Source organism: Lentibacillus populi (assembly GCA_014642895.1).
Classification (GTDB): Bacteria; Bacillota; Bacilli; order Bacillales; family Amphibacillaceae; genus Lentibacillus_C; species Lentibacillus_C populi.
The window spans coordinates 265,716-287,935 of the sequence record BMJD01000001.1 but is presented as its reverse complement, the minus strand read 5'-3'; the positions used below and the strand labels follow the sequence as shown (position 1 = coordinate 287,935).

20 protein-coding genes are annotated in these 22,220 nt (G+C 40.4%); 2 read left to right on the top strand and 18 right to left on the bottom strand.

Annotated elements, in window-relative coordinates; translation table 11 throughout:
• Window positions 1-3: 3 nt before the first annotated feature.
• The 14 genes from rpsU to gpr form a co-directional block, all read right to left on the bottom strand.
• Window positions 4-180: a 30S ribosomal protein S21 gene (gene rpsU / locus IEX12_RS01445; protein ID WP_088050684.1), complete on the bottom strand. Its 177-nt coding sequence runs from the start codon at window positions 178-180 to the stop codon at window positions 4-6.
• 259 nt (window positions 181-439) lie between these two features.
• Window positions 440-1,111, bottom strand: coding sequence for a deoxyribose-phosphate aldolase (gene deoC, locus IEX12_RS01440; RefSeq protein WP_188724577.1), 672 nt, complete (start codon window positions 1,109-1,111; stop codon window positions 440-442).
• Window positions 1,112-1,234: 123 nt separating this feature from the next.
• Window positions 1,235-2,590, bottom strand: a complete 1,356-nt coding sequence (mtaB, locus tag IEX12_RS01435; RefSeq protein ID WP_088050686.1) for a tRNA (N(6)-L-threonylcarbamoyladenosine(37)-C(2))-methylthiotransferase MtaB — start codon at window positions 2,588-2,590, stop codon at window positions 1,235-1,237.
• Window positions 2,590-3,348, bottom strand: coding sequence for a 16S rRNA (uracil(1498)-N(3))-methyltransferase (locus tag IEX12_RS01430; RefSeq protein WP_155554112.1), 759 nt, complete (start codon window positions 3,346-3,348; stop codon window positions 2,590-2,592). Before IEX12_RS01430 ends, mtaB begins: the two co-directional genes overlap by 1 nt.
• Window positions 3,349-3,400: 52 nt before the next feature.
• Window positions 3,401-4,336 carry a 50S ribosomal protein L11 methyltransferase gene (prmA, locus tag IEX12_RS01425; protein WP_188724576.1) on the bottom strand — a complete coding sequence of 312 codons (936 nt, stop codon included), beginning with the start codon at window positions 4,334-4,336 and terminating at the stop codon, window positions 3,401-3,403.
• 356 nt (window positions 4,337-4,692) lie between these two features.
• Window positions 4,693-5,820 (bottom strand): molecular chaperone DnaJ, encoded by a 1,128-nt coding sequence (gene dnaJ, locus IEX12_RS01420; protein WP_088050689.1) that lies wholly within the window; start codon window positions 5,818-5,820, stop codon window positions 4,693-4,695.
• A gap of 183 nt (window positions 5,821-6,003) precedes the next feature.
• Window positions 6,004-7,836, bottom strand: coding sequence for a molecular chaperone DnaK (gene dnaK / locus IEX12_RS01415; RefSeq protein WP_088050690.1), 1,833 nt, complete (start codon window positions 7,834-7,836; stop codon window positions 6,004-6,006).
• A gap of 30 nt (window positions 7,837-7,866) precedes the next feature.
• On the bottom strand, window positions 7,867-8,451 hold the full coding sequence (grpE, locus tag IEX12_RS01410) for a nucleotide exchange factor GrpE (protein ID WP_088050691.1): 585 nt from the start codon (window positions 8,449-8,451) through the stop codon (window positions 7,867-7,869).
• Between the two features lie 96 nt (window positions 8,452-8,547).
• A complete protein-coding gene (gene hrcA / locus IEX12_RS01405; RefSeq protein ID WP_088050692.1) occupies window positions 8,548-9,579 on the bottom strand; it encodes a heat-inducible transcriptional repressor HrcA in 1,032 nt (343 codons plus the stop codon).
• A gap of 76 nt (window positions 9,580-9,655) precedes the next feature.
• Window positions 9,656-10,813: a radical SAM family heme chaperone HemW gene (hemW, locus tag IEX12_RS01400; RefSeq protein WP_088050693.1), complete on the bottom strand. Its 1,158-nt coding sequence runs from the start codon at window positions 10,811-10,813 to the stop codon at window positions 9,656-9,658.
• Window positions 10,814-10,891: 78 nt separating this feature from the next.
• Window positions 10,892-12,700 carry a translation elongation factor 4 gene (gene lepA, locus IEX12_RS01395; RefSeq protein ID WP_088050694.1) on the bottom strand — a complete coding sequence of 603 codons (1,809 nt, stop codon included), beginning with the start codon at window positions 12,698-12,700 and terminating at the stop codon, window positions 10,892-10,894.
• A 285-nt stretch (window positions 12,701-12,985) separates the two neighbouring features.
• On the bottom strand, window positions 12,986-13,294 hold the full coding sequence (locus tag IEX12_RS01390; RefSeq protein ID WP_088050695.1) for a hypothetical protein: 309 nt from the start codon (window positions 13,292-13,294) through the stop codon (window positions 12,986-12,988).
• Between the two features lie 3 nt (window positions 13,295-13,297).
• Window positions 13,298-14,467 (bottom strand): stage II sporulation protein P, encoded by a 1,170-nt coding sequence (gene spoIIP, locus IEX12_RS01385; RefSeq protein WP_188724575.1) that lies wholly within the window; start codon window positions 14,465-14,467, stop codon window positions 13,298-13,300.
• A gap of 191 nt (window positions 14,468-14,658) precedes the next feature.
• Window positions 14,659-15,759, bottom strand: coding sequence for a GPR endopeptidase (gpr, locus tag IEX12_RS01380; RefSeq protein ID WP_088050697.1), 1,101 nt, complete (start codon window positions 15,757-15,759; stop codon window positions 14,659-14,661).
• 184 nt (window positions 15,760-15,943) lie between these two features.
• Here gpr and rpsT point away from each other — a divergent pair, with 184 nt between their 5' ends.
• Entirely contained in the window at window positions 15,944-16,210 is a 267-nt protein-coding gene (gene rpsT / locus IEX12_RS01375; RefSeq protein WP_088050698.1) for a 30S ribosomal protein S20, read from the top strand.
• Between the two features lie 484 nt (window positions 16,211-16,694).
• Here rpsT and holA read toward each other — a convergent pair whose 3' ends face one another.
• The gene (gene holA / locus IEX12_RS01370; protein ID WP_088050699.1) at window positions 16,695-17,717 is read right to left on the bottom strand and encodes a DNA polymerase III subunit delta; all 1,023 of its coding nucleotides are present in this window, start codon (window positions 17,715-17,717) and stop codon (window positions 16,695-16,697) included.
• Window positions 17,718-18,088: 371 nt separating this feature from the next.
• On the opposite strand from holA, the gene IEX12_RS01365 reads away from it, so the two are divergent.
• Complete coding sequence (locus IEX12_RS01365) at window positions 18,089-18,223, top strand: YqzM family protein (protein WP_088050700.1); 135 nt, start codon at window positions 18,089-18,091, stop codon at window positions 18,221-18,223.
• Window positions 18,224-18,403: 180 nt separating this feature from the next.
• Here the strand turns inward: IEX12_RS01365 and IEX12_RS01360 are convergent, their stop codons facing one another.
• The 3 genes from IEX12_RS01360 to IEX12_RS01350 all read right to left on the bottom strand — a co-directional run.
• Window positions 18,404-20,689, bottom strand: a complete 2,286-nt coding sequence (locus IEX12_RS01360) for a DNA internalization-related competence protein ComEC/Rec2 (protein ID WP_188724574.1) — start codon at window positions 20,687-20,689, stop codon at window positions 18,404-18,406.
• An 83-nt stretch (window positions 20,690-20,772) separates the two neighbouring features.
• Complete coding sequence (locus tag IEX12_RS01355) at window positions 20,773-21,324, bottom strand: ComE operon protein 2 (RefSeq protein WP_088050702.1); 552 nt, start codon at window positions 21,322-21,324, stop codon at window positions 20,773-20,775.
• Between the two features lie 261 nt (window positions 21,325-21,585).
• Window positions 21,586-22,220, bottom strand: a 635-nt coding sequence (locus tag IEX12_RS01350) for a helix-hairpin-helix domain-containing protein (protein WP_286170801.1), incomplete at its 5' end; no start/stop codon positions are given.

Here is a 22,220-nt window from a genome sequence, read left to right as displayed (position 1 = left end):
TCTTTAGAATTTACGCTTTCTAGCGGCTTCAGATTTCTTTTTGCGCTTAACACTCGGTTTTTCATAGAATTCACGCTTGCGATATTCTGATAGTGTACCACTTTTTGACACACTACGTTTAAAGCGACGAAGAGCATCCTCAAGAGACTCGTTTTTACGAACGCGAGTTGTATTTGACATGCTAATTTCCCCTCCCTCCGAAGCATAAAACAGTTTGTACAGGCATATATCCCTTTAACATGCCTTTTGTAATTATAATATAACGAAACACCAAGGTCAACTCATTTTCCCACCCGAACTAAAAATTCCTGAAGAATCCTTTCTGTACTAACTAAAAGTGCGTGTTCAAAAAGTCGCCGAATGAGAAACAAGCGGGCGACTCGATTCCCGCTTATCATTTGGTGACTTTTGAACATTCTCTAAAAGGAAAATGATCCATTTAGTAATCAGAAGAACCTTCATTACCTGCGATGATATCAACCCCTGCGCTTGCGCCAATCCGTGTTGCACCGGCAGCTATCATTTCCTTTGTTGCTGTTAAATCACGTACCCCGCCGGAAGCTTTTACTCCCATATCATTACCAACCGTTTTCCGCATTAATTTGATATCCTCGACGCTGGCACCTCCACCTGAAAATCCGGTCGAAGTCTTCACAAAGTCAGCCCCCGCTTCTTTAGCAAGTTTACAAGCACGAACTTTTTCCTCATCGGTTAATAACGATGTTTCAATAATTACTTTTACAAGTGCTTGGCCCTTAGCAGCGGAAACAACTGCCTCTATATCGCGTTTTACAGCAGTATCATCGTTCAATTTTAGTTCTCCAACATTAATCACCATATCAACTTCTGTGGCACCATCCCGAATTGCTTGTTTCGTTTCAAAGACTTTCGTTTCTGTTGTGGTTGCACCTAACGGGAACCCGATAACTGTACATACCTTTACATCCGTGTTTTTTAACTGATCATAACAATATGATACCCAGTACGGGTTGACACAGACAGATGCAAAGTGATTTTCACGTGCTTCTTGAACTATTTGCTTAACCTTATCCTTCGTAGTCTCCGGTTTTAATTGTGTATGGTCAATATATTTGGCTAGTTCTTTACCCACTTAAAAACTTCCTCTCTGCTTACGTTGTACGTACCTCTTTAGTATCATAGCATGGTCCGTAAAAAAAATCTAACTGAAACTAGTTTTAGCTATAGGATAAATAAAACCCGGTTTGTACCGGTTTTAGGAAGATGCTTTAACCGGGTGATTTGTTGCATTGTCCATAATCCTGACAAAGGTGCCTTCATTATATGGATAGCCTGATTTCGTTATTTTCACCCGGACAATCTTGCCGATCATATCATGACTGCCGGAAAAAACAACTTTTAAATAATTATCTGTGTAGCCGACAAGTAAATCCGGGTTGTCTTGATCGGGCATACGCTCCTCCGGAATAACTTCAAGCACTTCATCTTCATAGTCGGATGCATATTGTTTTGCCAATTGGTCGGACAACTCAATCATGCGGTGGACACGATCGTTTTTAACATCGTCATCTACTTGATCCTGCATTCGGGCGGCTGGGGTTCCAGTTCTTCTTGAAAAAGGAAAAACGTGCAGCTCTGAATACCCAACCTCTTTTATAAAGTTGTACGTTTCCATAAACTCTTCCTCTGTTTCCCCTGGAAAGCCAACAATTACATCAGATGTGATCGCCAGGCCAGGCAATGCTTTTCGTATCTTATCGACTTTTTCCTTGTAATACGAACTGGAATACTTCCTACGCATCCGTTTTAAAACGGTATCGGAACCGGATTGCAATGGAATGTGCAGATGACGGACAATTTTCGCTGATTTATCCAGTACATCAATAACCTCATCCGTAATTTGACTGGCCTCAATGGATGAAATCCGGATTCGTTTTAACCCAGCAACCTTTGTTTCCAATTCCTGAAGAAGTTTTGCAAAGTTGTAATCACTCATGTCTTCCCCATATCCTGCTGTATGAATACCAGTTAAAACAATTTCTTTATATCCAGCATCAACCAAGCGCTGTGCCTGCACGAGTACATCCTCCGGTTTTCTTGAGCGCAACAAACCACGTGACCAGGGAATAATACAAAATGTACAGAAATTATTGCATCCTTCCTGAATTTTTAATGATGCACGTGTCCTGTCAGTGAATTGCGGAACGTCCATTTCTTCAAACACACGATTTTTCATAATATTAGTCACACCGTTTATCGGTTCCCGGGATTTCTGGTGTTCTTCAATGTACCCGATCATTTTTTTACGGTTTTGTGTGCCTACAATGACATCAACACCAGGAATTTCCATAATTTCCCCGGGAGATGTTTGGGCATAGCATCCTGTTACACAAACGACAGCATCAGGGTTCTTTCGGACTGCACGCCGGATCACTTGTCTGCTTTTTTTGTCCCCTGTGTTGGTAACTGTACACGTATTAATGACATACACATCAGATTGATGGTCAAAATCAACCCGTTCGTAGCCATTTTCCTTAAACATATTCCAAATGCCTTCTGTTTCATAATGGTTCACTTTACAGCCTAAAGTATGAAAAGCTACTGTTGGCATTATTCACACCCCAATTCTTCTAAATGATAGGAAATACTTGCTAAAACATATAACGAAGCTGTTTCTGTCCGTAAGATGCGCGGACCTAAGCGAACCGGAGAAAAACCATTTGCTTTTAATGTTTCCGCCTCATTCGCTGAAAAACCGCCTTCCGGACCAATACAGACGAGTACATTCTGATTCCTTCCTAGACTTTTTACTGCCTTCGCAAAGGACTGATAAGCTGTTACTTTCGCTTCTTCCTCATAGGCAAAGAGCAGCATATTGTAATTATTGCTCTCGCGAATCAGTCCATCCATATTCACTAGTGGATGGATCACAGGAATTTTATTTCGGTGACTTTGTTCGCTTGCCTCTTTAACAAGCTTAGCAAAACGATTCAGCTTCTTTTCCGTCTTCTTTTTATCCCAGACAACAATGGAACGCTCCGATTGAAAAGGAATAAAACCTGCCGCACCTAACTCGGTCCCTTTTTGCAAAACGAAATCAATTTTATCACCTTTTGGCAGCCCCTGGGCAATCGTAACGTTAACAGGAAGCTCAACTGTCTCGTTAAGCCATTCCACAATAGCTGCTGAGATATGGTCAGGATCAAGTGTACGAATCACACAAATGGCGGCCTTGCCATCGGGACGATTACATATTACTTTGTCTCCCTCTTTGAAGCGCATCACTCTCGTCATATGATGAACATCATCACCAAAAATAGATACTGTATCCGCTGCCCAATTTTCTGCAGGAATAAAATAGCGCTGCACATGTAACACCTGCTTCCAGTCTAAATATTACGTTATGATCAACTATAACAACCTATTTTTGCGCTATAATCGAAACCCAATCTTCCATTTCATTTATTTCTAAAATAGTAAAACCATTTTCCTGCAATTGATCTTTAACCATTTGTTTTTTTGGCTGAATGATACCTGATGTTATAAATATCCCGCCCGGCTTCAGATTGTTCCAGGCATCACGAATAAACCGGACAATAATTTCTGCCAAAATATTGGCGACAATAATATCCGCTTGTTTGTCAACATGATCCAGCAGATTATTTTGCTTCGTCTCAATTTGCTGGTCAAGTTTGTTTTGCCTTGCATTGAGGGTTGTGCTTTTAACGGCAATTTCATCCAAATCATACGCGAATACCTTTTCAGCTCCGAGCAAAATAGAAGCAATGCTTAAGACACCTGAGCCACAGCCAACATCCAGGACGATATTACCCTGTTTAATATAATGTTCCAATGCCTGAATGCCAAGCACTGTAGTAGGGTGTGTGCCGGTTCCAAAAGCCATACCAGGATCCAGCTCAATAATTATTTCATCACTCGACACTGGTTGATAGTCTTCCCATGTCGGTTTAATCGTAATCTTTTTTGATATTTTGACAGGCTTATAATATTTTTTCCAGGCCGTTTCCCATTCTTCCTCATTTACTTCGCTTAAGGTAACGTTATTTCTTCCTAAATCCACATCATAAATCATTAAATTATTAATTGCCTGTTTAATTTCTTCAACTGTTTCCCCCAGGAAACTATTCACTGGCAGATAGGCTTTAATATATACCCCTTCGTCAGGGTATTCATTCGGGTCCAGCTCATAGATTTCGCCAAATTCACCTTCCCTTATCCTCACTAAATCTAATGGATCTTCAATAACGACGCCACTAGCACCACTTTCATGGAGGATGTTGGAAATTGGCTCAACAGCTTCGTTGGTAGTATGAATACATATTTCAGACCATTTCAATGGAATTCACCCATTTCCCTGCTACAAAAGCGGAAGCGCCCGGTTAGCGACGTATGGACTGCGCCCTGCCAAGCAGGGTGGTTCGGTGTTGCCGCGCAAAGCGGCGGTTTTAACCGAACATTCCTACCGTAGGAGATAAAGGAAACACGGTGAGCTGGAAAGCGAACCGATGTTGACTTATCGTACGGAGGTGAGGGAAGTCCACTAGTCGCTGGGCGCTGGAGCTGGACGTGGCATATCCTGCCATCCTAGCTTCTATACACCTTTGTACCAATTTGAATTATTCTGTAGACAAATATAAAAACTATGTAAGCGGTGCTGTTGCACAGCACCGTACATGAAACCGCAGACTTCCTTTAATCACCTTTAAAAGCTTTTTTAAAGCGCTGAAAAAAAGATCCTTCCTGTTCATCCGTTGCTTCATTACCACCAATTTCATTAAATTCACGAAGTAGTTCTTTTTGTCGTTCTGTCAGTTTGGCAGGCGTTACAATGCGCACTTTTACATGTTGATCGCCATGTCCATATCCACGAACGTTTGGAGCACCTTTCCCTTTTAGACGGAAGGTTTTACCTGTTTGTGTCCCAGCAGGTATTTTTAGCATTACATTACCGTGGACAGTGGGAACTTCGATTTCATCCCCCAATGCAGCCTGCGTAAATGTGATCGGCATTTCGCAATAGATATGATCGCCTTCGCGTTCAAAAAATTCATGAGGCTTCACTTGAACAACAACGTACAGATCCCCCGCCGGTCCACCATTTACACCTGGTTCACCCTTGCCGGAAACCCGAATCTGCTGCCCTTCATCAATGCCGGCCGGAATGGAGATATGAATCTTTTTATGTTTTTTAACCTTACCAGTACCGCCGCAAGTATTGCATTTCTCAGGTATAATTTTCCCCGTCCCATTACAGTAATGGCAGACCCGGCGGTTAACAACTTTACCAAACGGTGTATTTTGTTCCGTGTTTAATTGCCCTGATCCATTACAATGTGAACATGTCTTTGCTTTTGTACCTGGTTTTGCACCCGATCCGTGACACGTACCACAGGTTTCCTCTTTAGGAATACTAATGTCTGTTTCTTTCCCAAAAATTGCTTCCTCGAAATCAAGAACGATCGTATATTGTAAATCTGCTCCTTGTTGTGGTGCATTCGGGTCACGCCTGCGTCCGCCGCCACCAAAGAACATATCGAAAATATCGCCAAATCCGCCAAAATCCTGTGCACCGCCGCCGAAACCGCCGAAACCTTGTCCTTGCGCACCGGCATGACCAAATTGATCATATTGGGCACGCTTTTGATCGTCGCTTAAAACTTCGTACGCTTCCTTTGCTTCCTTAAATTTATCAGCAGCACCCTCTTCTTTGTTCACATCAGGGTGATATTTTCTAGCTAATTTTCGATAGGATTTTTTAATTTCTTCTTTTGAAGCATCTTTTCCTACGCCGAGTACATCATAATAATCACGCTTGCTCACTTGATAATCACTCTCCCGATACACTACTTGCATAACTTTTATCTTACCATCAAAAACACATCAATAGCAAATGGAAAAAGCCAAAGCCAAGGGGATCCTGACTTTGACTTGAGCCTAAAGGATGCTGGTTGTTCAACATTGAACCATAACCTGGTAAATCAAACTTCCACATCGCTATTACCGTTATTTTTTATCTTCTTCGTCATCTACCTCTTTATAGTCAGCATCAACGACATCATCGTCGGCTTTTTGACCTTCTTGACCTTGCCCGGCTTGTTGTTCCTGTTGCATTTGTTCATACATCTTAACAGATAATTGTTGCACTTGCTCTTGTAAAGCATCTTTCTTTTCCTTAATTTGATCGATATCATTCGATTCAATGGCTTTTTTCAAAGCTTCTTTTGCATCCTCTGCTTTTTGTTTTTCGTCATCGGATACTTTGTCACCAAGATCTTTGATTGTTTTGTCCGTCGTAAAGATTAGTTGATCTGCTTCGTTGCGAAGTTCAACTTCTTCACGGCGTTTTTTATCTGCTTCCGCGTTTTCTTCCGCTTCATGAACCATACGCTCTACCTCTTCGTCTGATAAGCCGGAAGAAGATTTAATGGTAATCGATTGTTCTTTGTTCGTACCCTTATCTTTCGCACGAACATTAACAATACCGTTCGCATCGATATCAAATGATACTTCGATTTGCGGTACCCCCCGCGGAGCAGGCGGGATATCTGTTAATTGGAAACGGCCAAGTGTCTTGTTATCTGCCGCCATTTCACGTTCACCTTGCAATACATGAATGTCAACAGCTGTTTGATTGTCAGCAGCAGTTGAGAATATTTGTGAATGACTTGTTGGAATGGTAGTATTCCGTTCAATTAATTTCGTAAATACGCTTCCCATTGTTTCTATCCCTAGTGATAAAGGTGTAACGTCCAGTAATACAACGTCTTTTACATCGCCTTGCAGGACACCGCCTTGAATAGCTGCTCCTAATGCAACAACTTCATCAGGATTGACACCCTTTGAAGGTTCTTTCCCGATTTCGCGTTTAATGGCTTCCTGTACAGCAGGAATGCGGGTTGATCCGCCAACTAAAATTACTTTGTGAATTTCATTTGCTGAAAGGTCTGCATCGTTAAGAGCCTTACGCGTTGGAACCATGGTACGTTCAACTAAGTCAGAAGATAATTCGTCAAATTTAGCTCGTGTCAAGTTCATTTCCAAATGCAATGGACCAGCTTCACCAGCAGTAATAAATGGCAGCGAAATTTGCGTTTGCGTAACACCAGAAAGATCCTTCTTCGCTTTTTCAGCTGCATCCTTCAACCGCTGCATTGCCATTTTATCCTTGGAAAGATCAATGCCATTTTCTTTTTTGAATTCCTGTACTAAGTGGTCGATAATTACTTCGTCAAAGTCATCCCCACCTAACCGATTGTCACCTGCAGTTGAGACAACTTCGAATGTACCCTCACCGATATCCAGGATTGATACGTCAAATGTTCCACCACCCAAGTCATAGACAAGAATGGTTTGATCCTGGTCATCTTTATCAATACCATAAGCTAAAGCAGCTGCAGTAGGCTCATTAATAATACGCTCTACTTCAAGCCCGGCAATTTTCCCGGCATCTTTTGTCGCTTGACGTTCAGCGTCATTAAAGTACGCAGGAACCGTGATAACCGCTTTATCAACTGTTTCGCCAAGGTAATCTTCCGCATATGATTTAATATGCTGTAAAATGATTGCCGAAACTTCTTGTGGTGTATACTCTTTTTCATCAATTTTCACTTTATAGTCTGTACCCATATGACGTTTAATGGACTGAATGGTATTCGGGTTCGTAATTGCTTGCCGCTTGGCTACCTCCCCGACCTGACGCTCACCATTTTTAAAGGCAACGACAGATGGTGTCGTACGATTTCCTTCTGGGTTCGGGATAACGACTGCTTCCCCGCCTTCCATTACTGACACACATGAATTTGTTGTTCCCAAGTCAATTCCGATTATTTTACCCATAATCGATTTCCTCCTTTACTGCCTATCCAATTATTTATTTACTTTAACCATTGCAGGTCGAATAACCCGATCTTTCAGCATATATCCTTTTTGCAATTCTTCTGTAACACTATTTGAGTCCAGTTCTGAATCTTCTATTTGCATTACTGCATGATGAAGGTTGGGATCGAACGGTTTTCCTGTTGCTTCTATTTCTTCTACCCCTTGACTTTTCAGTGCATCCTTTAACTGGTTATACACCATTGTAATCCCTTCAACAAAGCTTTTATTTGCTTCAGTGACTTCCTGACTCAGGGCACGCTCAAAGTTATCCAGCGCAGGTAATAATTCATTCACCAAGTCCTGTGACTTATATTTGCGTTCCTTCTCTTTTTCTTTTTGGGAACGTTTTTTAAAATTCTCAAACTCTGCTTGATTGCGCAACAACTTTTGATACATGTCTTCTTTTTCCTGTTTCAAACGTTCAATTTCCTCTTTCAAGGATTCCATGATGCTTTCATCAGAGTCCAACAGTTGTTCTTCTTCGTCTTTTTCTTCATCCAATACTTCAATTTCAGATTCAGTTTCTTCCATTTTTTCTGTATTAGCCGTTTCTTTGTTTTGTTCAGCCACCATAGCCACCTCCTCCTTCAATAACCACGTAAGACTATACCATGAAAAGAATCGTAATTAAAATAAAAAAGACAATTAAACAAGGTTAACGCTAACGTTTTAATCATTGTTTTTATACCATAGATATAATGCTTCTGTCATTTCATTTGATAAAGCATTTAATAAGGTAATTACTTTTTTGTATTCCATTCTTGTAGGTCCAATAAGCGCAATGGTACCCATTTGTTCGTCACTTAGATGGTACGTTGCGGTAATTAAACTTAGATCTTTAATTGCCTCCACCTTGTTTTCATGGCCAATTGAAACTTTAATCCCGTCTGTTTTTGCTTTCAAGAGATTCGCGATTTCTTCTTCTTTTTCTATCATCGTATAAAACGAGCGCACTTTTTCTATGTCCTTAAATTCGGGCTGCAATAACATATTTGTCTTGCCGCCAATATACAACTTCACTGGGTGTTCATTAAAAAAAGCAGCTTTCACATAATCATACGATTTCTCAAAGTCATTTACATACACCTTGAGAAGTTCCATTACTTCGCTATTCAATTTTTCGGACAGACGGACGATGGGTACACCATAAAGCCGGTCATTTAAGATATTGACCATTTTCTCTAAATCGGCCGGATCAATTTCTTTCGGTATAGAAAACGACCGATGTTCTACATGACCGGTGTTCGTGATCAAAATGGCCACGGCTGTTTGCGGTGTCAAGGTTACAATTTGAATTTGCTTTAGTTTAGTTTCAAATATTTCGGGACCTAAAATAATTGACGTATAATTCGTCAAATCAGAAAGTACTTCTGCAGACTTTTGGACAATTTGTTCAAACTCGAAGAAGCCGTCATGAATAACATGCCTGATCAAATTCACATCTTCCTGTGTTATTTGTGGTGATAACAAATGATCGACATAAAAACGATACCCTTTTTCGGAAGGTACCCGACCAGAAGATGAATGTGTTTTTTCCAAAAACCCCATCTCCTCAAGATCGGCCATTACATTGCGAATTGTAGCCGAACTGTAGGGGATATCTGCTTTTTTGGAAATTGCACGTGATCCAACTGGCTGCGCTGTCTGGATGAAATCATCAATAATGACTTGCAGAATCAATATCTGTCTTTCTGTTAACATGATGATCACCTCTGTTAGCACTCTCCACTTGCGAGTGCTAATTCTATTAATAAATTATCAAATCCCCTTTTTTTTGTCAACGAAGATGACTTAATTCATCATCTTCTAATAAAAATTGCGCAAAAACCTCGTTCCCAAATAGCAATCCTTGTTCGGTTAAATGGATTACATCGCCATTATCTTGAAGCCAGCCCTTTTGCTGCAGCAAAGCAATTTCAGACTGGTATAATGCATCCATGGGAAAGCCGAACTTATTAGCAAAGGCAGTTTTCGAAACTCCGGCAAGCTTCCGTAATCCAAGGAACATTTCTTCTTCAATCTGTTCTTGGAGACCGATTTGTTCCGTATTTAAAACAGGGTTCCCGTCCTTCTTTGCTTGTTTTACATAGTGGGGAAGCGGTCTGATATTGCCTGTCCTTTTTCCCGGTAAATAGCCATGCGCACCAGCTCCAAACCCATAATAGTAATCATTGTTCCAATACGTTAAATTATGTTTACTTTCATAGCCAGGCTTGGCAAAATTACTAATTTCATATTGAATAACACCATTCGTTCGCATTGTTTCGCGCAGCAATTCATACATCTGGACTTCCGTTTCCTGGGGAGGACGGTGTAATTTCCCTTTATGGTACCGTTGATAAAAGACTGTTTTCGGCTCTATTTGCAGGGCGTATGTTGAGTAATGCGGCAGCTGGAACTGGACTGCCTCATCCAGCGTGTTACGGAAATCCTCCAGTGTTTGATTTGGTAAGGCATAAATTAAATCAATACTAATGTTTGTATACCCCTGCTGATGAAGCTGATCAATGGTTTGATAAACATCTTTTACTTGATGCAAACGGCCGATTTCCTGAAGCATGTGGTCATCAAAAACCTGGACTCCAAGGGACATCCGATTGACCCCGAAATTCTTCAACAGTTTGATCTTTTCTGTCTCAAAATCTCCAGGGTTCGCCTCAATCGTAAATTCTTCACAACTCGGGACGTCAAACTTTTCATTTATGAATGCAAGCAGTGCTTGTAGCTGTTTCAGGTTTAATGCAGTCGGTGTACCCCCGCCAATAAAAATGGTTTTTACCTGATTATGTTTTCCCTGAACATGGGTATTTATTTCATTGATCAGCGCCTCGATATATTGGTCTGCTTGTTTCTCATTATAAAAAAACTTCGTAAAATCGCAGTAATGACAGATTTGCTGACAGAACGGGATATGGATATAGACGGATTGTATCACGTTTATTCACTCCTTCCCCAAAAGAAAAGGGTGAAACTTCCGGCAAAGTCGGAGTTTTCCCTCTCTATTTTTCAATTGTTAATCGTCATCCATTTGCAATACAGCCATAAATGCCTCTTGCGGAACCTCGACCGATCCTACCATTTTCATCCGTTTCTTTCCTTCTTTTTGCTTCTCCAAAAGTTTCCGTTTTCGGGAAATATCGCCACCATAGCATTTTGACAATACGTTTTTCCGCATCGCCTTGATAGTGGAGCGGGCAATAATTTTATTCCCGATAGCGGCCTGTACCGGAACTTCAAATTGCTGTCTTGGAATTAGTTCCTTCAGCTTTTCAACAATTTGTTTTCCCCGGTCATAAGCGAAATCACGATGCACAATGAACGAAAGCGCATCAATTGTCTCACCATTCAATAAAATATCCATTTTTACAAGGTTTGAATTCTGATAGCCGATCAGCTCATAATCAAACGACGCATAGCCCTTTGTCTGGGATTTTAATTGATCAAAGAAATCATAAACAATCTCCGATAACGGAATATGGTAAACAACATTTACTCGGGATTGATCCAAATATTCCATATCAACAAATTGGCCGCGTTTCTTCTGGCATATTTCCATTACAGTTCCGACATAATCATTTGGCACCATGATAGTTGCTTTGACAAACGGTTCACGAATTTCCGTAATTTGCTGTGGATCCGGCATAAGCGATGGATTGTCAATTTTAATTGTTTCATCATTTGTTTGTTCCACTTCATAGATAACACTTGGCGCAGTTGTAATAAGGTCAATGTTAAATTCCCGTTCAATTCTTTCCTGGATGATTTCCATATGCAACATCCCTAAAAATCCGCAGCGAAACCCGAATCCCAGCGCCTGCGATGTTTCCGATTCGTACTGCAATGACGAATCATTTAATTCCAATCGCTCAAGTGCCTCTCGTAAATCGTTATAGTTATTCGAATCAACCGGATACAGTCCACAGAAGACCATCGGATTTAATTTACGGTAACCAGGCAACGGCGTATCAGCCGGATTATTAGCAAGTGTGATCGTATCCCCCACTCTTGAATCGCCAACCTGCTTAATGGATGCTGTTAAATACCCAACATCACCGACCGTTAATGCTTCTTTTGCATCCGGTTTTGGGGTAAATACACCAACCTCGTTTACTTCAAATTCCTTTCCGGTTGCCATCATCTTAATTTTATCGCCAACTTTAACTGTTCCCTCTTTTACGCAAACATAAGCAATTACACCACGATACGGATCATATAATGAGTCAAATATCAAAGCTTTTAATGGTGCATCAATATCTCCCCCAGGAGCTGGGATAGCCTCAACAACTCGTTCAAGAATTTCATCTATGCCTATACCAGCCTTTGCCGATGCTAAAATCACATCATCACCATCAATCCCGATGACATCCTCCAGTTCCTTCGTGACACGTTCAGGATCTGCGCTAGGCAAATCTATTTTATTAATGACCGGGATAATTTCCAGTTCATTGTCAAGTGCGAGATAGACATTGGCAAGCGTCTGTGCTTCAATCCCCTGCGCTGCATCGACGACAAGTATTGCCCCTTCGCACGCTGCAAGGCTTCTTGATACTTCATATGTAAAATCGACATGGCCGGGTGTATCAATCAGATGAAAGGTAAATTCTTCACCGCTTTTACTTTGATAGTGCAGTTGTACGGCATTTAACTTAATCGTAATGCCACGTTCCCGTTCCAAATCCATCGCATCAAGAAATTGCTCTTTCATTTCACGTTGGGTTAAAGCTTTGGTATTTTCTAAAATTCGATCCGCAAGCGTTGACTTTCCGTGGTCGATATGAGCAATGATCGAAAAGTTACGGACATTTTTTTGTTTTTTCGCCATTAGTGATGTTCACTCCTACATGTTTTTTACCGTTTAATCCATGACGTTAATGCTAGGATTGATTATAGCAATAGCGGGTTGGACAATCAATAAGAAAAACGCTGACGGACTTCCTGGATGTTAGAAGCCAGGTAACGGATTGGAAGAAATCGGCGTGACAGCCAATTTCAATCTCCTTATTACCTGCCGATTGTATACTTTCCTATCCTTTCCCTTGGTAAAAGAAAGGTCCCTTTACTCTTCGCAAACCTGATACGAAAAATAAAGGGATCTCACAAGCATCATTCAATGAAAAAATATTTGGGCAATTTGATAAAAAATCATGACAACTGTTTCATAGAAGCCTTTGATGACCTCTCCCAAAAACGATGCCATTTTCTGTGTGAAATGAACCGGCGCATCTTCCATATCCATCCCGGTTTCATGCACTACCTGGATATTTTCTGCAGAATCATTTGCATCTGTTATTACCACATCTTTGATTTCCTCTTCATCCTGAACAATATCCGTATTCTGTCCGCGATCAATTCCTAAAAGCATTCCCGATAAAAAGAAGACGGCTAACAACAATAATGTGATAAAGGAGCGCACCATCCGTTATTCCTCCTTCGATTCCGCATTTACTTTTTCGGCATCCCAATAAAAATCACTAAAGATTTCTGCCATGGCATCTGCTGAACGATACAATTCTTCAAAAGTGTTATCTACACCACCAAATTCAAATAACAGGGCATTTTCCATTAAATCCTGATTGTATACGCCATTTGCTCCTGCACCTCCACGCTTGATAACCCCTCTGCTCAAGCCCGGATACTTCTTCTCAAGGCGCTTATGGAGTTCAGTAGCAAGCGCCAAATTCGTCTGCTTATCGGAATTGTCGTTACCAATAACGATCATGATTTTGGCATATTTCTTACCGTCGATCTCTGCTGTAGTTTTATCACCGGAAAGGGAGTCCCGATGAATATCAAATGCATATTTGATATCTTTGTTATTCTGAAAAGCTTCTTTTACGACACCCCGTGAAGCGTCATAGGATTTCGGATATTCCCAGCCTTTTTCGTTTAATATCGTCATAATATCCGTATGATCAACACTTGTTCCGATACCATTGGCTTTCAATGTCTTCGCCAGCCTGTCACTCACTTTTGTTATGTTGACTGTATCATGCTGGGCCAGATTCCCGTCTGTTACACCTGGTAAATGCGGTAAAAAGGATTCCCGATTGTGCGTGTTGTAGAGAAAAACGACTTCCCGATCGCCAGTAGTAGGCTTGTCTTTTTTGTCTTTCTCAGCTGCATCATCGGACTCCTCAGGCTCATCGAGTACTGCCTCACGATCTTTTAAAATTTCTTCTAACGGCGGTGATGATTCAATCGGTAATGTGGTGTAATCGGTTCCCTCACCCGCCACAATTATCTTTGTATCAAAAGTAGAAAAACCGGGTAGTTCATTCCCTAACAAGCTCCTGGGATCATTTGGTTTTATGCTTGTTGCCATATGAAAAAGGGTTGTCGACAGCTTTGGCAATTTCTTATCTTCCGGATATGCCTGTTGAAAAGCCCGATTTTCCATCCCTAATAAATGCAAAAAGAGCGTGCTTTCAATTTCACTCGTCCATTCTGCAATAACATGGGAGGAAAAACGGTAGGCCGGAGCAAGACTTGTCATTATCCCGATAGAAACAAACAGGATTAAAACACATAATACATATAATCCGCTTCTCTTATATAGTTGATTAAATTGTTTTGTCTTTTTTTGATTCATTGTTCCATTCCTTCCAAAGTATACGCCATTGGTAAAATCTATGTCGTAACTTCGGAAACTAGAACAAAATCTTTTAATTCTATTAACAAAGGCGCCAACAGACGGGTCCTGTCCTGGTGTGAGCATGATAGAGCCTGTTTTAAAAACTTTCTTATCTATCTAAAAAAATAGAGCGGATGAGAAAAGTGAATTTATCTGGAATAAGATGCGAAATTATCTACATCAACTTTTTCGTGGAGAGCAGCGTTAACGCCATTTGCGATCACATGGGACATGTCAATCATGAAGCCATCAACCTCTTTTGGAGTAACCATGAAATTATACCCAATCGGCGTGAGAACCTCTTTAATCAAAGTCTTTTTTTCTTCCTCAGACAAGGTTCCAACTATTCCAAGAAATGTCTTTCGTTTTTCGTCGTCAGGCAAATCCGCTTCCGTAAATTTTTTCGCACCAAAATTCAACCCCGCCGGTGCTAGTGATTTCGATGGTTTATCCTTTTCATTCCATTCTCTGCCAAAATGTTTTAAAATGAAATCAATCGTGTCACTAGTAATCGTTACCGCGTCAACCACTGTCGGCACACCAATTGCCAGAACCGGAATACCTAATGTGTCCTGACTTAATTCTTTCCGCTTATTTCCTACACCAGATCCCGGGTGAATTCCTGAGTCAGAAAGCTGAATTGTTTCATTAATTCGTTCTATTGATCTGGAAGCAAGCGCATCAACCGCAATCACGAATTCGGGCTGGAACTTTTCAATAACCCCAAAAATAATGTCACTTGTTTCGATACCTGTTACCCCCATCACGCCAGGCGTTACCGCTGCCACCGAACGATACCCTTCAGCAACCGTTTCATGCTGCAATTTAAATAAATGACTGGTAACAAGTACTTTTTCAATGGTCATTGGCCCGAGTGCATCTGGTGTTACATTCCAGTTACCTAACCCAACAATCAACCCAGTTGCATCTTTCGGAATATTATTTTTCGCCATTAATTGTTCCAATTCCTTTGCCAGGATTTTTGCCGCAGCTTCTTGTTTATCCGTGTCCTGTTTTTTTACCCCATCAGCATATATCGTAATATAGGTGCCTTTCTTTTTATCGATTAACGCCGCACCTTCATCATCAATTTCGACATAGGAAATCTTAATATTATCTTGTTCATGTTCTTTGATGGTGACCCCTTTTATTTGACCGTCCTGTTTGTTTTCTTGTTTTTCAACATACATGTCTTTTGCTTCAACGGCTAAATCGGTTCGCACCTGAAAATCAGCATTATTTTCTTCCATTATGAAACACCCTCCTTCAACAAGTTTTGCACATATTCATTAACCATAGACTATACAAATTGGCAAGAATTCATACAAAATTAGGCGTGTATCTGATAAAGCTATTGAAAACAACACCCCTGTTTGGTAAAATATCCTTTGTCACAACTAGTGTACAGTTGGCTATTTAGGAGGTGAAACAACATTGGCTAATATTAAATCTGCAATCAAACGTGTTAACATAAACAATAAAAAACGTGTGCAAAATCAAGCTCAGAAATCGGAAATGCGTTCGCAAATCAAACATGTAGAAAGTTTAGTTGCTGCAAATGATGCTGAAAGTGCAAAAACTGCACTTATTTCTGCTACTAAATCAATCGATAAAGCAGTCCAAAAAGGGATTATCCATCAAAATAATGGTAATCGCCAAAAATCTCGTTTAGCGAAAAAAGTAAACGGACTAAGTGCTTAAACGGTAGTAAGATGTAAGCGTTCAGCTTGGAAGAAATCGGCGCGAATGCCGATTTCGTTTTCCCAATAGTAAGCCAAAACAAAAAAGCGACCCTTTATGGATCGTTTTTTTTATCGTCTAGGAAATTATAAAATTTTGCGGCTGTGGATAACTTAATAACCGGATAAGCCACGTCCGGCTCCAGCGCCCAGCGGCTAGTGTGCAACACCCGCCTCCGTACGATAAGTCAACATCGACTCGGGTAAGAAGGAAGGCCGACTAAAAGCGGACTTTGCGTCCAACTCACGTCTACCCCTTTTGCAGGGGCATGTTTCCTTTATCTCCTACGGTAGGAATGTTCGGTTAAAACCGCCGCTTTGCGCGGCAACACCGAACCACCCTGCTTGGCAGGGCGCAGCACATACGCCGCTAAACGGGCGCTTGCGCCTTTGTTCTTTCCCAGCCAAAAAAAGTATATAACGGCCGCTTCCGCCTTTGTTCTTTATTATCTTGTTTGGATTAGTTCGAATAATAATAATTCAAACGCAAGCTCTTTCTCCATCTTCCCTTGTTTCATCGCAGTGTCGGCCTCTGTTAGTTGATTTATTATAGACTGCAATGCACCATGGCTGAACTTGTCTTCACGACTGGAAGCAATCTTTATCACATACGGATGAACTCCCAGCTGTTTCTGCATTTGAAATTGAGTATACCCTTTTTGTTTCAACAGTTTAACCCGATAAATGGTGCGAAATTGAAAAGCTAAAAGTGCAACGAGTGCAATTGGTTCTTCCTTCATTTTTTCCAGATCCTTATAAATGGTCATCGCTTTATAGATATCACGTTCCATCACAGCGTCCACAAGTCGCAATGATGAACTGTTCGATGTATGGGAAATTAATCTTTCAGCTATTTCCCTTGTGATTGTTCCGCCTTCTCCAACATATAAAGCTAATTTCGCCAGCTCATTTTTAAGCAAATAAAGATTCGTGGAAATTTCTCCTTCCAGAATTTCGTATGCATCCTGCTCAATTACGATCTTTAACTGATTTGCTTGATCGTTAATCCATTTGCTGACATCCTGTTCTTTTATTGGGCTGCAATTAGCTACTGCCCCATTCTTTTTTAATAATTTACTTATTTTCTTACGTTCATCAATTTTTTCATACTGGGCAATAAAGACAACTACTGAATAGTCTGCTGGTGTTTCCAGATATTGCTGTAATACCACTAAATCATGTTCGAACGGCAATTTATCCGGTTTCGCTTTTAGGAATACTGGATTGTTAACAATAATTAACTTCTTTTCTCCAAAAAAAGGATATGTTTCGGCGTCCGTTATAACCTCCTGTATCGGTGTCTCTTCCAGATCATATGAAACCAGATTTTCAACATCATCATCTGGCAGGACAGCCTTTGTAATATGCTTTTTAAAATTTTGTATAAAATAAGAATCAGATCCATATAATAAATATATTGGTGAAATTTGCTTGTCCTTCACCTGTTTTAAAACGTCCATATATCCCATGTAGTTCACTCCAATTATGTATATATTATCGCAATTCAAGCCACGAAAGCAAGCACACTAGCCGTGACGACCCTGAGCGTGGCCCATTATGATAATCAAATTATTCACATACGTAAATTTTGTAAAAATAAAGGGAATTGCTCATCAAGGCAATTCCCTGTCAGGATCTATATAAACGCTTAAATCACAGCCCCGGGAAAACTGTGCTTTAAACGATGTTTGCTCTTACCTATAGAATGACCATTCAACACAAAAGTATAGATGTTAACTCTTTCTAGAAATGGAGACGCAAATTTTTGTGCTTGTTCCAACCAAAAGTGGATTTTTTTCTGTAATTCCTTTATACTAAAAATAATACAGGAGGGGTAGATGTGAACGAATTCGAAAATGACGTCCAGTCAAAAAATAATGATGTAGTCGACTCTATAAAGGGATTTGGATTCTCGTTTGTATTCTTTGTCCTAATTTTTGTAATTGGTGTAGTAATTAGTGTCGCCGGATCGTAAAGCTTTCTGTATACTTAGAATATGTTCCAAAAGCAAAGAGGCTGGTCGTAACCGTCTCTTTGTTTTTGGATAAGAAAGTATAAAAGTCTAGGCTCTATTCTGCTTATTCCAGAGTAGGTCACGTCCGGCTCCAGCGCCTTTATTTTTGTTTGAAAAATCCCGTTATGTTTTTACAATAACTTATGGCAGGTACTTAAAAAATGTGCCTCGATTATCCTTAAAACGAAACGTAACCGCACCATCCGAGTCAGTTCTAAACAGAAAAACACCTGCTGTTTCCATTCGCTGCAAAACTTCTTCAGCGGGATGGCCATATGAATTGTTGCGCCCTACAGATATCAGCCCATACGTTGGATCAATACTTTTCAGAAAGCTTTGCTCGGTTGATGTTTTGCTACCATGATGGGCTACTTTTAAAACATCAACTGTCAAATCAGCGTTTTCAGCAATCAGTTCCCGTTCTACATCCGCATCAATGTCGCCGGTAAAAAGCCACGATAATCCACCCAGTTCCGTATACAGTACAAGTGAATTGGCGTTTGCTGAATTACGATTCACGACAGGGGAAACAACGGAAAATACCTGATTGCCAATGGTAATCGTCTGACCTTGTTCAAGTTGCTTTATTTCAGTTCCGTTTCTTTTCCAATCTATCCTCAGGTTATCGGGTAATGGAAAATACTCACTAATAATTACTTTTCCAACATCTATATCCTCGATCATAAATGGGACACTGCCAACATGGTCAATATCTTCATGTGACAGGAAGATGGCATCAATTTTGCTGATTCCTCGGGATAATAAATAGGGTTTAATGATTTGCCGATAATTTTTATCGGATAATTTTTCGTCTCCGAAATTTACCTTTGCACCTGCATCTACCATTACAACTCCTTTTCTGTATGGCAGTTCAATGACAAACGCATCCCCTTGGCCAATATCAAGCATCGTTACCGAACCGGCAGAATTGAAATATGGCTTCAATGTAGTACCAATGATAAAAAGTGTAATTAAACAGCCATATGAAAAAGATCTCCATAACCGCTTTTTCTGCAGTTGTTTCATGAATACGAAAAACAGGACTAAGTACAGTATCGCACCTGTAATGGATATCGAACCTACTGTCAGCGGATAATAAAAATGGTGATCAATTGCTTGCATAACAAAGATGAAAATCGTCTGAATTTTGCTAAATAGTGTATCCAGTACCGTTGTAAAAAATCCTGAGATCGGTAATAACACCAACATTAAAAACATAAATGGAATCACAAAAAATGAAAAATAAGGTACCACCATCAGATTCAGCAAAATCGATAATGGGTGAAAAGTATAAAAATAAGCAATCTGTAGTGGAAAAATCATCATTTGGGAAACAAAACTTATGTACAGGAGCTGATAAAGAGAAGATTCGGTCTGAAGCAGCAAGCGTCTTGATAACAGTAAACCAAATGTCACCAAAAATGATAATTGAAACCCGATGTGATATACAATGTATTTATCTGAAAGAATTAATAAAAGAAACACAATACTCAATGCATCTGTTATACTGTACCGAAGTTTTAATTTCTGCAGGATGATAAACAACATAACCATCACACATGCACGCCATACAGATGGTTCTCCACCAGCGATGATTGCATATAACGGCAAGAAGAAAAGCATAACCCATTGGGCTTTTTCCTTTGTTAGGATATTCAATTTGATTAGCATAAAATATACTAATGCCACAATCAGCCCTACATGCAGCCCGGAAATAGCCAAGATGTGCGACAATCCCCAGCGCTGAAATAACGTAATTGTATCTTCATTAATGGACGAATCATCCCCAAGTACTAATGCAGTTAACCAGGCGGCAGTCTCCGGACTTACCTCGTGCCGGATATACTGGATTAGCTTCGTACGCATATCATAAAACAGAGCCATTTTAGTCGCGCCGGTACAGGAAATATCATCAGGTGAATGAAGGACTACCTGATACGTTATCCCTTTCGTCAGTAAATACCGCTGATAATCGAATTGACCGGGGTTTGTACTTGAATCAGGCAATTCAAGTTTTCCATGTAATTGACATGTTGCACCGTGCCTCCAATCTTTTACATGCTTATCGATTAAATTATCTGTTTTATCGGGAAAGTAAACAACAAGAAGTTTTGCTTTAGAGGAATCATCATGGAGAACGAAATCGACTTTTTTTGGTGTTTTATTGATAGATCCGGCGATCGTCCCGGAGTAAGTAGCAGTTTCACTCGCCGGGGGCGATTCAATAGGAGTTAAAACTGGTATAAAGGTATAAAAGAAAAAGAACAGAACTAAAGAAACCATAATCGGTATCTTCCCTAACCGTTTAAATACATATAGCATTAGCAACCATAAAATAAAACCAGTAATCAAGCTTTTGTCTTGAAAAATAATTACGACAACACAAATTGCGACTGAAATAGCCGGAAAATGCCAATACCCCTTCACGTATATTCATCACCTGCCTTTCATACGTGTTCAAAAAGTTAGCAAATGGCTTCCCATATGCTAACCGGAGACCAAAACGTCATCTAAATGTGAAACAATCGCTTGGCTTCTTTTTTGAGCTGACCAGCAGCCTCTGACTGTTCCAAATTATCGAGCAATGATTTCACCAGATTTATCTTTTCATTCGTATTTTCATCTATTGTTAAAGAAGCTAATTCCACTTTTTTGGTTTGTACACCTGCTTCTTTAAACAGCTCAACTGCATATGGATGATTTTTATAGTCGGCAGCATAATAAACGAACTTGATTCCACTTTGAATAATTTGCTTGCAGCATTGCAGGCACGGAAAATGTGTGACATATAATTCGGCACCATCCGTTGGCACACCAAACTTCGCACACTGCAGTAATGCGTTCGCTTCTGCATGAACCGTTCTGACACAATGTCCGTCAATCACGTAACAGCCTTCATCAATGCAATGTACACTTCCCGAAACACTCCCATTATATCCGCCCGCTATAATTCGTTTATCTCGGACAATCGTTGCACCGACCATCAATCGGGTACATGTACTTCTTAACGCAAGTAAATGACTTTGTGCCATAAAATATTGATCCCAGGAAATCCTCTCCATAAAAATATTCTCCTTTTTTATCTCTTTTGTAGTGCGTGTTCAAAAAGTCGCCGAATTGGGCATTGAAGGTCGAGGCGGCGGAGCCCCGGGCACCGAGCTTGCACAGGAAGTGCTGACTTCTGCTGTTGGCGATTGACGTGGGCGGTTTTAGCAGAAGATTCTTCACTGCCAACTCTAGAGTTCGCCGCTTATCATTTGGTGACTTTTTGAACATCCTCTTGTAATTAAGTTTACATGCATCTGTTCTGATTCGTCAATCCACTATGGTACTTGAATATCATCCCGGAGGTTTTCAACTGTCTTCTCACCAATTCCGGAAACGTTAAGTAAATCTTCAACAGTCTGAAAAAAGCCATTTTCCTCACGATATTGGATAATTGCCTGTGCCTTGGAAGGACCAATGCCATTTAGTGTTTCCATTTCTTCTTGTGTAGCATAGTTCAGGTTAACCTTACCGTTTCCATCCGCTTGCCCTGAAGCGGCGGTTGTATTGGAAGGTGCTTCACCGAGTTTTGGAATGGCAATAACCATTTCATCTTGTACTTTTTGTGCCAGATTTACCATTGTCTGATCAGCCTCTTTAGAAAAACCTCCTGCCAGTTCAATCACTTCATTCACCCTGGCATCACCCGAAATTTCATAGACACCGGGACGAAGAACTTCTCCTTTTATATCAACCATGACTAGCTGATTTTCCGTTTCTTTCGTTTGGCTCTTTTTATTTTCGGAGTCAGTAACAGGGGTGAAATCTTCGGGGGATTCAGCTTTATGATCATCATTGTTCATCACAAAGAAAATAATCAGTGCAAGCCCGACTATAATAAAAAATGCGCCCTTTTTCAGGACCTCAATCAGCATGAAATCACATCTCCCTTCCTTGATGTTCGCTGGTTTAT